We start from the raw sequence: 14,331 nt of genomic DNA, 5'->3' as shown, positions 1-14,331 counted from the left end.
GGTGGTCCAGAGCAGGTATCTGTACCGCAGAAATGATTCAGCATTGAGGGTATTAAATCGCGACTAAGACAGGAAGATGGCAAATTGACCATAGCCAGTCAGATCTACTCGATCACAAAGGCAACAAAATACCAAAAAAGCAGTCCTTTTCAGAACTGCTTTTTTGTTTCCAGAATCCCTACCCTTCAGATCACGCTTTCCAGCGCCTTAGCAACAGGGCGTTGGAGACCACCGACACCGAGCTGAAGGCCATGGCAGCACCCGCAATCGCCGGATTGAGCAACCCCAAGGCGGCCAGCGGAATACCGATGACGTTATAGACAAAGGCCCAGAACAGATTCTGCCAGATCTTGCGATAGGTATGGCGCGCGATTTCGAAGGCAGCGCCAACCAGTCCGACATCCACGCGCATTAGCGTAATGGCCGCCGCGCCGATGGCCACATCTGTGCCCGACCCCATAGCGATGCCAACATCAGCCTGAGCCAGTGCCGGAGCATCGTTAAGACCATCCCCGACCATGGCAACCACATGCCCCTCTTGTTGCAGGTCAGTCAGATAATCAAGCTTCTGCTTGGGCGTTACGCCGCCTTTGACATCATCAAGGCCAAGCGCCTCACCTACCCGACGCACCGTTTCGGGTGCATCGCCAGAGAGTAGAACCGTTTTCAGACCACGAGCCTTCAGCGCCTCTATCGCCCCTCTTGATTCAGCGCGCACCTCATCGCGGAACCCGAGCAGAGCAACCAGTGCTCCATCCATGGCGACCGCCGAGACCGATAGCCCCTCCTGTTCCATCCCGGCAAATGCATCTTCGGAGGCGGCAAGATCAACGCCATTCCGGTCCAGAAAGGCGCGCGTTCCGATCAGAACGGTTTTCCCGTCAATTGTTCCTTCAACGCCTTCACCCACATGGGCCGTCACACCTCTTGCCTGCGGCATACGGGCGCCTCTTTCCTTGGCGGCATCAACGGAGGCCTTGGCCAACGGATGCTCACTGCCCGATTGCACGGCTGCAACAGCCCCCACAAGCTCGGCTTCATCCCTGGATGCACCAAGCATATTGATGCCCACCAGACTTGGCTTGCCCTCAGTCAGCGTTCCGGTTTTGTCAAACACCACATGGGTCACCTTGCCGGCCACTTCGAGCACATCGATATCGCGGATCAACACACCGCTTTTGGCGGCCGCTCCCGTTCCGGCGACCAGCGCCGTAGGTGTCGCCAGACCAAGCGCACAGGGGCAGGCGATCACGAGAACAGATACAGCAGCCACAACCGCCGCCTCGAAGCCACCGCCCATGGCAAGCCAGACGATGAAGGTGAGCAGCGCCAGCCCGATCACAACCGGAACGAACACGGCCGAAATCCGGTCCGCCAGATTCTGCATCTTGGCCTTGCCGGTCTGGGCCTGATCGACCAGACGAATGATGCGCGCGAGCACCGTATCATCGCCAAGCGCGACCACATCCAGCACCACTGCCCCCTCACCATTCACCGCGCCGGAGATCACCTTCTCGCCCTCTTCGCGCAACACCGGCTCGCTTTCGCCAGAAAGCAGGGCTTCGTCAAATTCACTACGGCCCTCAAGGATCAGCCCATCAACGGGAACCACCTCACCGGGCAACACACGCACGTGATCCCCTGTTTTGACCTGTTCAATCGGCACCATCTGATCACCGGCTCCGTCAACAGACACCAGACGCGCTTCGCGCGGACGCAACCCCATGAGCGCACGCAGAGCATCGGCAGCGCTGCGCCGGGCTCGCCCTTCAAGCCATTTGCCAAAAACGATCAGCGTCAGGATAGCCGCCGAGGCTTCAAAATAGAGATGCCCGACCGCGTTTTCACCAAGCGCAAAAATCTGATAAAGCGAGAAGAGAAAGGCCGAACTGGTGCCCATGGCGACCAGCACATCCATATTGGCAGCACCGCTGGAAAGCGCGCTGGCCGCACCACGATAAAAGCGCGCCCCGACAACCACCTGCACGACAGCCGCCAACACAAGCTGCACAAATGGCGGCATGTGCCAGGCTGCGCCAAACCAGTGAGCAACCATGGGTGCGACGAGCGGCAACGTGAGAAGGGCGGAGAAAAGGAAAAGATAGAAAGAGTGCCGTTCTTCCCGTTCGCGCCCTTCATCCACCTGTTCGGCCTGAGCCTGCCGTTCAGACAGGCTGCCTTGGCGGAGGCTGGCCCCGAAGCCGGTTTTCTCGATCATCGCCTTGATGTCATCGGCGCTCTGGCCTCCACTCACAGAGACATCGGCGCGTTCCAGCGCCAGATTCACATGCGCCTCAATGCCGGGCTTGGCGTTCAACACCCGCTCGACACGGGCCGAACAGGCAGCACAATGCATGCCGCTAACATCAAAAACAAGCGTATCGGACGCCGCTTGCGCAGCATCCCTTGGGGAAGAAAGAACCGTTTCAGACATGAGTATCAAGACCAGCTTTTAACAGGAATTTTAAAGTCAAGAATACATATAGGGGTTCCAGTAACAGGAAGGTCAAGAGCTGAAAGGCGCCACTTTCACAACCTCTCTGGCATAGGAAACAAACTGCCCTGCAATATACTCTATGAGTTTTCTGCCCTTCTCAGCGTTTGCCCGAGCAGCATCACCCACAACGCCGGCTTCGTTCAGATCCGTCACCATCCAGCCCAACTGCTTGCGCCCATAAAAACGCAGATGCTCGTTGCCTTCTGCCATCTCTTGCTGGCGCGATGGAAACACCCCGGCCTCATCAAGGCAAACCAGATCAGGCCGCAAGGCCAGCATCATGGAGGTTTCCACATCGCCACCATGAATGCCATAGGCGATCTCGTCCGGCTCGAACAGCCCTTCCGGATAGCCCAGCCGCAGCCAGTTGGTAGCCGAAGCCACCATGCCATGATGCACGCGCAGATCCTGAATGAGAATATCCATCAAAGGCACATTGCCGCCGTGGCTGCTGATGATGATGAGCCGCTTGACACCGGCCCTTTTCACGGAAAGGCAAATGTCCGTCCAGAGCGGGAGCAGATGCTTCCAGTTCGACGTCAGGGTACCAGCCCCATCCAGATGCTCCTCGGACCAGCCTACCTGTTGCACGGGCAGGAATATGATCGGCAGATCATCAGGCTTTTCCGCAAGAACCGCTTCGATATAGCCCTCAGCCAAAATAGCATCCGTACCGGTAGGCAAATGCGGACCATGCTGTTCAATCGCCGCAATGGGAAGCACGGCCACCGCATCAGCCAGCGCAGGATCGGCGAAATCATCGCGCCCCATCTCACTCCACAAAGCTTTGATCATGGTTGGCTCCCTTAATCGTCAAACTGATTTGGTCCTGCCCAAGTTAGCGGCTTGCTTGCGCAAAGACCAGTATCTCAACAGACTTTACGCGCCTTTGCCCAGCCCCTATCCTGTTGCCAACCATAAAGCAATTCAGCCTCGGAGAGAGACCCAATGCTCCACCCCGTCGACAATTTCCTCAATCTCGGTGACGAAAATGCCTTTGCCGTGCTCGCTCGCGCCAATCAGTTGGCAGCCGAGGGCAAAGACATCATCAATCTCGGCATCGGGCAACCGGATTTCAAAACCCCCGACCATATTGTCGAAGCCGCCATTGAGGCGTTGAGGGCCGGAGAGCACGGCTATACCCCCGCCGTTGGCATTCCACGCCTCAGAGAGGTGGTGGCAGGAGATCTTAAGGCCCACCATGGCGCTAATATTTCGCCAGACCGCATCATGATCATGCCCGGCGGCAAGGTCACCATGTATATGGCCATCACGCTATTCGGAAAACCCGGCGTTGATATTCTCTATCCCGATCCGGGCTTTCCCATCTATCGCTCGATGATCGAATTCACCGGCGCCCGGCCCATTCCAGTACCGTTGCGCGAGGAAAACGGCTTTGCTTTCTCGGCCGATGAGTTGCTGTCTCTGATCACCAAGGATACCCGCCTCATCATCGTCAACAGCCCGTCCAACCCGACGGGCGGCGTTACGCCAAAAGGCGAGATCGACAAACTGGTCAAGGGCCTCGCCGATTGGCCGGAGGTGGCCATCATGTCCGATGAAATCTATTCACGCATGACCTTTGACGGCCTCGAACACCAGAGCCTCTCCTCCTATCCTGAACTGGAAGACAGGCTGATCCTGCTCAATGGCTGGTCCAAGACCTATGCCATGACAGGGTGGCGGTTGGGCTTCTCGGTCTGGCCTGAAAGCCTTTATGATCATGTCCGCAAGCTGGCAGTGAATTCCTATTCCTGCGTCAACTCCGCCGCCCAGTTCGCAGGCATCGCCGCCATAACCGGCCCTCAGGACGCAGCCGACGCGATGATGGTTGAGTTCGACACGCGCCGCAAAGCCGTGGTCGCAGCGCTCAATGAGCTGCCCAATGTCTCCTGCGTCATGCCCAAAGGAGCCTTTTATGCCTTCCCGAATGTGACGCAAACAGGCTTCAAGGCAAAGGAGCTGTCTTCGCGTCTACTCGAAGAAGCAGGTGTCGCCACCATTGGCGGGCCGGACTTTGGCGTTTATGGCGAAGGCTATATCCGGCTTTCCTATGCCAACAGCCTTGAAAATATTCTCAAGGCCGTGGAGCGCATGGGCGCCTTTCTGGAAAAGAACCGCCCCTGAATTGCTGTGAGAAAACAAAAATCTGGCCAAACCGACGCTCCGTGAGCAGGCGGTTTGGCCAGATTTTTTTCAACGTCAGCAATCAACGCAGGAGCGACAAAACCCGCGTTTAAAAATAGAGCCCCTTGATCAAATCGCGCATAGCGTCGCAATCGGGAAGCTGATCCGCCTTTGGTCGCCGCTTCGCCGCGCGGGCCTTGCCAAACCAATCAATGCCGAATTTCGTGCCAATCCAGACAAGCATGAAGACCTCCTGTATCTGTTGGACCCTCTTCCTTTTACGCCCTTGCCAATCAAAAATAATCCAATAATATCCTATCTTGTTATTCATTTTTGAATAGCGAGGAGCAAGCAATATGGATTTTGACTGGAACGCCATCCGAAGCTTTTTGCGTGTTGCGAAAGCGGGAACCCTCAGCGCAGCCGCCGCCGATCTGGGGCTCTCGCAGCCAACGGTGGGGAGGCATATCTCTCGCCTTGAGGACAATTTGGGCCTCCGCCTGTTCGACCATAATCAGCAGGGTTTTGAATTGACCCAGGCCGGCGAGCAATTGCTCGAAGCTGCCAACAATATGGCCCTGTCTGCGGCAGACCTGCAGCGCCGCGCCAGTGCAGCCAATCCGGCCCGGGAATCCGTTCGCCTGACGATCGAGGTGCGGCCATGGTCCCTGCGGCTAGCATCAAGACATATCGAGCGCCTGACACCGTCCATGCTTCAGGCGGAAGACACGCCGCCCGTCAATTTCACCTTTCTGTCTCAGGATGAATATCTCAGCATATCGCGCCTTGAAGCAGACCTTGCCATTCGAAACAAGGTGCCCAAACAGGGCAATCTCATCTCGATCAAGCTGGGCTATCTCACCTATCGTATTTTCGGCTCGCAGGACTATTGCAAGACCCATCCCGACGCCTTCGATCCCGACAGCTGGCAACAACAGAATTGGGTCGGCTTTGGCCACACCCGCCCACATTCCAGTTCAAACAAGGCAATTGCCTCAATCCTTGAAGGGAAATCTCCGCGCTTTATCGCCAACCAGCAGGAAGGCCTCATCGACATGATCAAGAAGGGCAATGCCATGGGTATCCTTCCAGCCTGGATTGGCCATGAGGAAGGCTTTGTTCAAGTGAGCGATACGATTTATCACCCGCAGGAAGCCTGGCTTGTCTACCATCCGGACCTTAAGGCCCACCCGGTCAAGCGCCATGTAAAAGACCGGCTTCAGGCCTTGGTTTCAGAAACCTTGGCCCGCTTTTATAACGAAACCGACAAGGCAAACCATGTGGGATGCTGACAAGCAAAAAGGCCGCATCGTCCGACGCGGCCTTTTGTGTTCGTTTTAGAGCAAGGGGAGCGGGCCCCTTTTATTCAGCCGCTTCAACCTTGGCTTCTTCAGATCTCTGCTTTGGCAGGATCAGGTTGAGTAGAATGGCCACGATGGCACAAAGGCCAATGCCCTTGATCGCGAAATCGCCGATACCAACTTCCAGTCCGCCGATACCGATCACCAGAACAACAGAAGCAATGATCAGGTTGCGGGCTTCGGTTAGCTCATCCCCGACCTTGAGAAGCGTCGAAACGCCAACCACGGCGATGGCACCAAACAGGATCACCTCAATGCCGCCCATGACAGGCACCGGAATGGTCGCCAGAACAGCGCCAAGCGTCCCGGAGAAAGACAGCACAACAGCCCAGATCGCAGCGAATGTCATGATGGCTGGATTGAAAGCCTTGGTCAGGGCAACAGCGCCGGTCACTTCCGAATAGGTGGTGTTCGGCGGTCCACCAAACAAGGCAGCCAGACTGGTGGCCAGACCATCACCAAGCAACGTGTTCTTGAGGCCAGGTTTGGTGAAGAAGTCTTTCTTGGCGACACCGGAAATTGCCGCAATATCGCCGATATGCTCAATCGCCGGAGCGATGGCAACAGGCAGAATGAACAGAATGGCTTCCAGATTGAACTCCGGGAAGACGAACGGCGGAACGGCCACGACAGGAGCGGCAGAAATGGCAGAAAAGTCCACCACGCCGAACATTACGCTAACCGCATAGCCAGACAGGATACCAGACAGGATCGGCACCAGCTTGAACATGCCTTTGCCCAGCAGAGTGATAAGCACCGTTACACTTACCGATACCAGCGCGATGATGACAGACTGATCAAAGGGCACCAACTGTACCGACCCATCGCTTGTCTTGCCCTGCGCCATATTAAGCGCAATAGGAGCAAGCGAAAGCCCGATGACCATAATGACCGGACCAATAACGATGGGCGGCAACACCCTGTCAATGATCTTTTGCCCCTTCCAGCGCACGAGGAAAGACAGCGCCACATACACCAAGCCGGCTGCAAACAGGCCCGACATCGTAGCTGGAACGCCCCATTGCTCGGTGCCGTAAATAATCGGCGCGATGAAGGCAAAGGACGAAGCCAGAAAGACCGGTACAGAACGCTTTGTGACAAGTTGGAAAACCAGCGTGCCAGCCCCTGCAGTAAACAGTGCAACCGACGAACTCAGACCGGTTAGGAGTGGAACCAGAACCAACGACCCAAATGCCACGAACAGCATTTGCGCACCCAACAGCACTTGGCGACCAAGACCCTCTTGGGCCTGATTGCCAACCGAAGTAGACTCTTCGGACATTATTATCTCCCTCGGAGCCTTTTCAAATAGCCTTGCGACAAATGAACGGCTCGTTCTACCCATATGCCCCAAAAGCAAAGGCCTCACACCTCGCAGCATACGGTCGACCAGCCGCAGATGATCCAGCCCATGATGACAGCTGGTCCATGTTGAAATCAGGATATATGGATCGAGAATCACATGTGCCTGATTCTGATCGTCAAAGGGGAGAAAAAAATTAGCAATTCGTTAGGAATCTGCTCCCGCTTGAGGATAACCCGCAAAATGTGCGTAGTTCCCCTCAGGCGGGCAGTCTCAGCATCGCGTCAGGATTGCAACAACGACGAGCGCACTCGGCCCGGATCACTCGAGGCGCTTCGCGTGCCATTCGATATGATCGGCCATGAAACTGGCGATGAAATGATAATAATGATCATAGCCACCATGAAGCCGCATGGTCAGATCGACATTTGCCAGGCGGCAGGCTTTTTCAAAAGCCCATGGCTTCAGTTGGTCTTCCAGATATTCATCGGCCAGCCCTTGATCGATGAGGATCTGCCCTTCCCAGCCTAGTTTGGCGATCAGCGCGCAGGCATCGTGATCGTCCCAATGGGCTTCTTCATCGCCCAAATAAGCCTCAAGGGCTTTGCGTCCCCAAAGGCAGGAAACCGGATTGGAGATCGGTGCCAGCGCAGAAACCGAGTGAAACAGTGTCGGATGACGCAAGGCCAGCGTCAAGGCGCCGTGTCCGCCCATGGAATGGCCGGTTATGCCCATTGCATCTTCATCCACCGGCAAGGCCCCCATTAGAAGCTTGGGCAATTCAGATGTCAGATAGGTCTCCATCTTGAAATGGTCCGACCAAGGCTCTTCTGTTGCATCAAGATAGAAGCTGGCAGATTGTCCCAGATCATAGGCATCATCATCAGCAACATTATCGCCCCGCGGACTGGTGTCCGGCGCAACAAAGATAAGCCCATGCTTGGCCGCATGCATTTGTGGCAAGCCTTGGGTTACCACTTCTTCCCAGCTACAGGTCAGCCCCGACAGATAGAAGAGAGTTGGACACACGAAACCCTCCAACGCTTCACGCGGCAGGAACACCGAGAATTCCATCTCGGTTCCAGTGACCTTGGACTGGTGCCGATAGAGCCGCTGCTCTCCACCAAATGCTTTGGCCTTTGAAATCAGTTTCATAACGGACCTTCCTTTGCACAGCAGATGAAAGCGGACATGCTAAATACTGCGGCTGTCGGTTTCATGACAGGCCAAGGCCCAGCAACCACTGACAGCGCAGAATTAGCAAAGGCGAGATTTCACTTATTTATGCGGCTTGCCAAGCAGCTTGAGACGTCCTGCTATCGCAGCATCACACCGACCATTGGTCCGACGCAAAACAACCTCTTGAGCGAAATTCACATGCTGCCCGATCGGGCCGCCTGCAAAGGATGCAGTACCGGTTGGCAAAACTTGCAAGACCGCATAATCGCCGCCTGCATCAGTAAAGAGCGCATAAGGCGCCCCATTCACAACCAGGCCAACCTGACCCGTACGGATGGGGCGCAGTTCAACGGCCTGCTTCTGACCATCAAAATTCAGCTCCGCTTCACTCAATTTAACCCGTTTTTTCTTATCGTTCGCTACAACCCAGTTTCCAAGCAGATCCTTCAACTCGGTATCAACGGCCAGACAGGAGTCATTGGCATTAGGTACACTTAGACGCGTGGCTTCGCCCTGCTCGATGATCGCCCCCTTGGCACTCACCCGATAGGTCATATGTGTATCATCGACACGGGCTACATCGACCAAGGCAGCCGAAACGCCATTGACGCCAACATTGCGCGCCAGAAAGCGATATTGCTGCCCAGGAACAGAACCCTTTGCCATATAGAGCCACGTGTTGGGCAATTTGCCGTCAAAGATAAGCCAGTCGCTCATGACCAAAGGCCGAACGGTCTTGCCGTCATTCAGCTCCCACACGCCGGTGAAAAAAGGCGTATCACTTGCCGCCAGAACGGGACCGGAGAAAACCGCAGGAACCAACAATGCAGCGGCACAAACCTGAGCCAGTTTGGCAGCCTTTTTTACGAAAAACAAACTCATAGCTTCTCCCTCTTCCCATCGAAGCGTTCAACAAACACGCAATGTAACAACTTAACCAAAAGTGTCTTCTGCTTTTGCTATTTTCGCAATGCTCCGTTTGGGTCCCGTTAAAAAATCATCTGCTTTATGGCAATACTACGCCAAAATCCACGAAAAATTGAGTCAGTTCTTCACCGCTCGCATAGATATCGGCCAGGATACGAGCAAAAGACACCTTATGGGAAAGCCTCTTCAGAATCAGCCAAAACTATAAAACAACCTAGAAGGGCTCCCGAAAACCAATTCGAGAGCCCTATCGATCGTATGTTGAGGGTGCTCTTCTATAAAATCATCGGCAACAAAATCAGTCCGATTGTGGATGTTATGAACCAGATAAACCAAATAAAGGCCATAAAGCCCCAAACCTTCTTCAGCTCGATATCAACCAGCGCCAATGCCGGAATGATGTAGAGCGGCTGAATGAGGTTGGTTGCTTCATCCCCCATCATGAAAGCCGTTACGATAGATGGCATATGTGCATCAAACGCCTGGGCAGCTTCAACCAGAATTGGCCCCTGCACAATCCACTGACCGCCCTGAGACGGTACGAACAGGTTCACAATCGAAGCGGAAACATAGGAGAACCAATAAATGGTGTGTTCACTGGCAAGAAAAATGAGGCCATTGGCGAGAACCCCCGTCAGGCCGGTCTTTGCCATGACCCCCATGATGCCACCATAAAAGGGGAACTGGATCATAACGTTAGCTGCCAGCACCATATTATGTTTGACGGCATCAACAAACTTTTTCGGTGTCTTATAGAGAATAAGATCGGCAATCAGGAAGATAAAGATGATGAAGTTAAGCGTCAGGCCATTGCCTGTCATGAAATGATAGATGAAATAGACGATTCCTATGAGCGAAAAGACACCCAGCACCAACCGGCTGTTATTCATTTTATCCGCGAAAGTTTCATTCGCTTCATCTTTTCCCTCTACCTGTAGGTTGATTTCACCATCAAAAGAAACAACCTCATCCTCCGGTGGAGTTGTCTTGATAGCAACCATCAAAGTCACCACAAACAGGATAGCAACCATGATCAAGCCAAGCGGGTTGAACGCGGTTTCACTCACAGGCATCACGCCCACCTGATCCACCATAAAGTGGTCAGGAGAAGCTAGCAGAGCTACAGCCGAAATGCTTGGACAAATCGGTTGAACCATGATCATGCAGGCATATCCAGCCGCGATCATCAGAGGGAAATGCACCTTCTTGATATTCTTGGACAGATACATCGCCAATACAGGCGATAGAATGGTTCCGAACGCCCAGTTGATCCAACTGGCGACCGTTGCAAATATAATCAAGATGACATAAGCGCTGGCAGCCGATTTCGGGGTACTGGCGATAGAAGAAAGAATCTTTTCCAACTGCGGCGATTTAGCCGCCATGCTGGTCAAAACGACCATGATCGTCATTTGAAAAGCAAACGAGATCATAGACCAGAGACCACCGTACCAGGCGTTTACGATCTTCATCGGACCGGAGTCAGTCAGGAAAAAGGCAAGTACGAAAACAATAGCAGTCAGGATAAGAGCGAAAACAAAGGATTCCGGGATCAACTTATCTGCTGCAAAATTGAATTTTTTCGAAAAGCGCCACAAAAAGGATCCGTGATCCGTACTTTTGGCGTGCTCCATAAATTTCCTCCCTTTATGATTAACCACAATGTGATGCACTTTGTAGATTTCAGTCCACAAGCGCGGTAAGATACTGATAATCTTACTCTTTATAGTCGCCTGATCTAAGAGGAGGTCATTAGAATGCCCACATTATAATGCATTTTAATCGCATTACGATACAAATAAATACTAGATATTATATTGCAGAACACAAGCAGGATCTTATGTAAATTTAATTTCACCAATTAAATCAATAATTTAACTATTCAAAACGAAGTTCCAATGTCCTTAGACACGCCATTTTACAAAGCACAACGCTGCCCACTTTCAGGCCCTAATTTGTCTAATATTGTCTTTATATATAATTTTAGAAATATATTCTGTTTCAAAAACCGCTAGTTTCATAATTCATTGAAATCAATTAGAACGATTTTTTGAAATTTAGGAAAATCGGAGAATTACGGACGTCGCACCACTTTAGTGCTAGCCTATATATATTGTCCATATACGCAAAAACCCCCCGGCTTATGGAGCACGGGGGGTTTTTGAATGTTTGTTATTAGCAGGCCCGGCAGCGACCTACTCTCCCACGTCTTAAGACGGAGTACCATTGGCGCAGAGGATATTAACGGCCGAGTTCGGGATGGGATCGGGTTTGGTGTCCTCGCCATAACCACCGGGCCGGCGAATAACAAACAGAGAAGCTGGAGTTGCTAACGGTGATTTTATCCAATCACCTAGCGCTTAGTTTTTTCGTGTTGCTAAAGAGCAACCCGCTTTGAATGAATATAGACAAATGAGAGTAATCAAGCCTATCGAGCTATTAGTATCAGTAAGCTTCGCACGTTACCGCGCTTCCACACCTGACCTATCAACGTGGTGGTCTTCCACGGCTCTCAGGGAGAACTCGTCTCAAGGTGGGCTTCCCGCTTAGATGCTTTCAGCGGTTATCCCTTCCGCACATAGCTACCCTGCAATGCGGCTGGCGCCACAACAGGTCCACCAGAGGTGCGTCCAACCCGGTCCTCTCGTACTAGGGTCAGCTCCTTTCAATTCTCCTGCGCCCACGGCAGATAGGGACCGAACTGTCTCACGACGTTCTGAACCCAGCTCACGTACCGCTTTAATTGGCGAACAGCCAAACCCTTGGGACCTGCTCCAGCCCCAGGATGCGATGAGCCGACATCGAGGTGCCAAACAATGCCGTCGATATGGACTCTTGGGCATCATCAGCCTGTTATCCCCGGAGTACCTTTTATCCGTTGAGCGATGGCCCTTCCACACGGGACCACCGGATCACTATGACCGACTTTCGTCTCTGCTCGACTTGTCAGTCTCGCAGTCAGGCTGGCTTATGCCATTGCACTCAACGACCGATTTCCGACCGGTCTGAGCCAACCATCGCGCGCCTCCGTTACTCTTTGGGAGGCGACCGCCCCAGTCAAACTACCCACCATGCGCTGTCCCGGATCCGGATAACGGACCGCGGTTAGACAGCCATGACAACAAGGGTGGTATTTCAAGGATGGCTCCATCTGAGCTGGCGCCCAAATTTCAAAGCCTACCACCTATCCTACACATGCCAACACAACTGTCAGCGCAAAGCTATAGTAAAGGTTCACGGGGTCTTTCCGTCTGACCGCAGGAACCCCGCATCTTCACGGGGAATTCAATTTCACTGAGTCTATGCTGGAGACAGCGGGGAAGTCGTTACGCCATTCGTGCAGGTCGGAACTTACCCGACAAGGAATTTCGCTACCTTAGGACCGTTATAGTTACGGCCGCCGTTTACCGGGGCTTCAATTCGATGCTCTCACATCTCCTCTTAACCTTCCGGCACCGGGCAGGCGTCAGACCCTATACGTCGCCTTGCGGCTTCGCAGAGCCCTGTGTTTTTGATAAACAGTCGCAACCCCCTGGTCTGTGCCACCCGCTAAAAGTTGCCTTCTAACGGGTCTCCCTTCTCGCGAACTTACGGGAGCAATTTGCCGAGTTCCTTCAGCATAGTTCTCTCAAGCGCCTTGGTATACTCTACCTGTCCACCTGTGTCGGTTTAGGGTACGGTCTAATGTGGGTGCTATTTCCTGGAACTCCTACGCTGCATCATCAATCCAATAAGACAATACAACTACCGGAATTCGTCACATCCCACTGGTTGAGGAATATTAACCTCATTCCCATCGACTACGCATTTCTGCCTCGCCTTAGGGGCCGACTAACCCTGCGCTGATTAGCATTGCACAGGAACCCTTGGACTTTCGGCGAGAGTGTCTCTCACACTCTTTATCGTTACTCATGTCAGCATTCGCACTTCTGATACTTCCAGGTGCCCTCACAGGTCACCCTTCATCAGCCTACAGAACGCTCCGCTACCGCGTAGCATAAGCTACACCCGCAGCTTCGGTGCATGGCTTTAGCCCCGTTACATTTTCGGCGCAAAGACCCTTATTTAGACCAGTGAGCTGTTACGCTTTCTTTAAATGATGGCTGCTTCTAAGCCAACATCCTGGTTGTTTTGGGATCCTCACATCCTTTCCCACTTAGCCATGACTTAGGGACCTTAACTGGCGGTCAGGGTTGTTGCCCTCTCCACGACGGACGTTAGCACCCGCCGTGTGTCTGCAGGATAGTACTCTTGGGTATTCGGAGTTTGGTTAGGTTTGGTAAGTCGGTGAGACCCCCTAGCCCATCCAGTGCTCTACCCCCCAAGGTATTCATCCCACGCTCTACCTAAATAGATTTCGCGGAGAACCAGCTATCTCCGGGTTTGATTGGCCTTTCACCCCTAGCAACAAGTCATCCCCGCCTTTTTCAACAGGCGTGGGTTCGGCCCTCCAGTGCGTGTTACCGCACCTTCAGCCTGCTCATAGCTAGATCACCCGGTTTCGGGTCTAATCCATCGAACTAACGCCCTATTAAGACTCGCTTTCGCTGCGCATACACCTAACGGCTTAAGCTTGCTCGATAAATTAAGTCGCTGACCCATTATACAAAAGGTACGCCGTCACCCTTGCGGGCTCCGACTGCTTGTAGGCGTTCGGTTTCAGGATCTCTTTCACCCCCCTCGTCGGGGTGCTTTTCACCTTTCCCTCACGGTACTTGTTCACTATCGGTCGACAAGGAGTACTTAGGCTTTGAGGGTGGTCCCCCAATGTTCAGACAAGGTTTCACGTGCCCCGCCCTACTCAAGTCTTCATATCTTTAACACCCCTACAGGACTGTCACCCTCTTCGGTTAGCCTTTCCAGACTATTCAGGTTAAAAAATATGAAGCACTGGCCTGGTCCGCGTTCGCTCGCCACTACTAACGGAGTCTCTGTTG

General features: G+C 53.2%; 9 protein-coding genes and 2 rRNA genes (1 of these 11 running past the window's edge). 2 read left to right on the top strand and 9 right to left on the bottom strand.

From position 1 onward, the window contains the following. Nucleotides 1-190 precede the first annotated feature (190 nt). Complete coding sequence (locus ACKPCT_RS21230; RefSeq protein WP_319567898.1) at nucleotides 191-2,434, bottom strand: heavy metal translocating P-type ATPase; 2,244 nt, start codon at nucleotides 2,432-2,434, stop codon at nucleotides 191-193. A gap of 72 nt (nucleotides 2,435-2,506) precedes the next feature. Beyond that, nucleotides 2,507-3,292, bottom strand: a complete 786-nt coding sequence (locus ACKPCT_RS21225; protein ID WP_319567897.1) for a creatininase family protein — start codon at nucleotides 3,290-3,292, stop codon at nucleotides 2,507-2,509. Between the two features lie 153 nt (nucleotides 3,293-3,445). Here ACKPCT_RS21225 and ACKPCT_RS21220 point away from each other — a divergent pair, with 153 nt between their 5' ends. Then, on the top strand, nucleotides 3,446-4,624 hold the full coding sequence (locus ACKPCT_RS21220; RefSeq protein WP_090073178.1) for a pyridoxal phosphate-dependent aminotransferase: 1,179 nt from the start codon (nucleotides 3,446-3,448) through the stop codon (nucleotides 4,622-4,624). 109 nt (nucleotides 4,625-4,733) lie between these two features. Here the strand turns inward: ACKPCT_RS21220 and ACKPCT_RS21215 are convergent, their stop codons facing one another. After that, nucleotides 4,734-4,868, bottom strand: coding sequence for a hypothetical protein (locus ACKPCT_RS21215; protein ID WP_319567896.1), 135 nt, complete (start codon nucleotides 4,866-4,868; stop codon nucleotides 4,734-4,736). A gap of 112 nt (nucleotides 4,869-4,980) precedes the next feature. On the opposite strand from ACKPCT_RS21215, the gene ACKPCT_RS21210 reads away from it, so the two are divergent. Further along, on the top strand, nucleotides 4,981-5,916 hold the full coding sequence (locus ACKPCT_RS21210) for a LysR family transcriptional regulator (protein ID WP_319567895.1): 936 nt from the start codon (nucleotides 4,981-4,983) through the stop codon (nucleotides 5,914-5,916). Between the two features lie 70 nt (nucleotides 5,917-5,986). On the opposite strand, the gene ACKPCT_RS21205 is transcribed toward ACKPCT_RS21210, so the two are convergent. The 6 genes from ACKPCT_RS21205 to ACKPCT_RS21180 all read right to left on the bottom strand — a co-directional run. Beyond that, the gene (locus ACKPCT_RS21205; RefSeq protein ID WP_319567894.1) at nucleotides 5,987-7,267 is read right to left on the bottom strand and encodes a uracil-xanthine permease family protein; all 1,281 of its coding nucleotides are present in this window, start codon (nucleotides 7,265-7,267) and stop codon (nucleotides 5,987-5,989) included. Nucleotides 7,268-7,609: 342 nt separating this feature from the next. Next, nucleotides 7,610-8,443, bottom strand: coding sequence for an S-formylglutathione hydrolase (gene fghA, locus ACKPCT_RS21200; RefSeq protein WP_319567893.1), 834 nt, complete (start codon nucleotides 8,441-8,443; stop codon nucleotides 7,610-7,612). A 123-nt stretch (nucleotides 8,444-8,566) separates the two neighbouring features. Next, the gene (locus ACKPCT_RS21195; protein ID WP_319567892.1) at nucleotides 8,567-9,349 is read right to left on the bottom strand and encodes a hypothetical protein; all 783 of its coding nucleotides are present in this window, start codon (nucleotides 9,347-9,349) and stop codon (nucleotides 8,567-8,569) included. A 320-nt stretch (nucleotides 9,350-9,669) separates the two neighbouring features. Beyond that, nucleotides 9,670-11,067, bottom strand: coding sequence for a short-chain fatty acid transporter (locus ACKPCT_RS21190; protein WP_319567891.1), 1,398 nt, complete (start codon nucleotides 11,065-11,067; stop codon nucleotides 9,670-9,672). A gap of 509 nt (nucleotides 11,068-11,576) precedes the next feature. Then, nucleotides 11,577-11,691: ribosomal RNA gene (gene rrf, locus ACKPCT_RS21185) — 5S ribosomal RNA — on the bottom strand. A gap of 121 nt (nucleotides 11,692-11,812) precedes the next feature. Further along, nucleotides 11,813-14,331: ribosomal RNA gene (locus tag ACKPCT_RS21180) — 23S ribosomal RNA — on the bottom strand; it runs 218 nt beyond the window's last position.

This window comes from Cohaesibacter marisflavi (assembly GCF_963665895.2).
Lineage (GTDB): Bacteria > Pseudomonadota > Alphaproteobacteria > Rhizobiales > Cohaesibacteraceae > Cohaesibacter > Cohaesibacter marisflavi.
This window is presented reverse-complemented; position numbering and strand designations above follow the sequence as displayed.

Bases quoted from the DNA above. Each gene is read 5' to 3' on its own strand.
- ACKPCT_RS21220 (WP_090073178.1), top strand. From the start codon at position 3,446: ATGCTCCACCCCGTCGACAATTTCCTCAATCTCGGTGACGAAAATGCC.
- ACKPCT_RS21230 (WP_319567898.1), bottom strand. From the start codon at position 2,434: ATGTCTGAAACGGTTCTTTCTTCCCCAAGGGATGCTGCGCAAGCGGCG.
- ACKPCT_RS21205 (WP_319567894.1), bottom strand. From the start codon at position 7,267: ATGTCCGAAGAGTCTACTTCGGTTGGCAATCAGGCCCAAGAGGGTCTT.
- ACKPCT_RS21215 (WP_319567896.1), bottom strand. From the start codon at position 4,868: ATGCTTGTCTGGATTGGCACGAAATTCGGCATTGATTGGTTTGGCAAG.
- fghA (WP_319567893.1), bottom strand. From the start codon at position 8,443: ATGAAACTGATTTCAAAGGCCAAAGCATTTGGTGGAGAGCAGCGGCTC.
- ACKPCT_RS21195 (WP_319567892.1), bottom strand. From the start codon at position 9,349: ATGAGTTTGTTTTTCGTAAAAAAGGCTGCCAAACTGGCTCAGGTTTGT.
- ACKPCT_RS21210 (WP_319567895.1), top strand. From the start codon at position 4,981: ATGGATTTTGACTGGAACGCCATCCGAAGCTTTTTGCGTGTTGCGAAA.
- ACKPCT_RS21225 (WP_319567897.1), bottom strand. From the start codon at position 3,292: ATGATCAAAGCTTTGTGGAGTGAGATGGGGCGCGATGATTTCGCCGAT.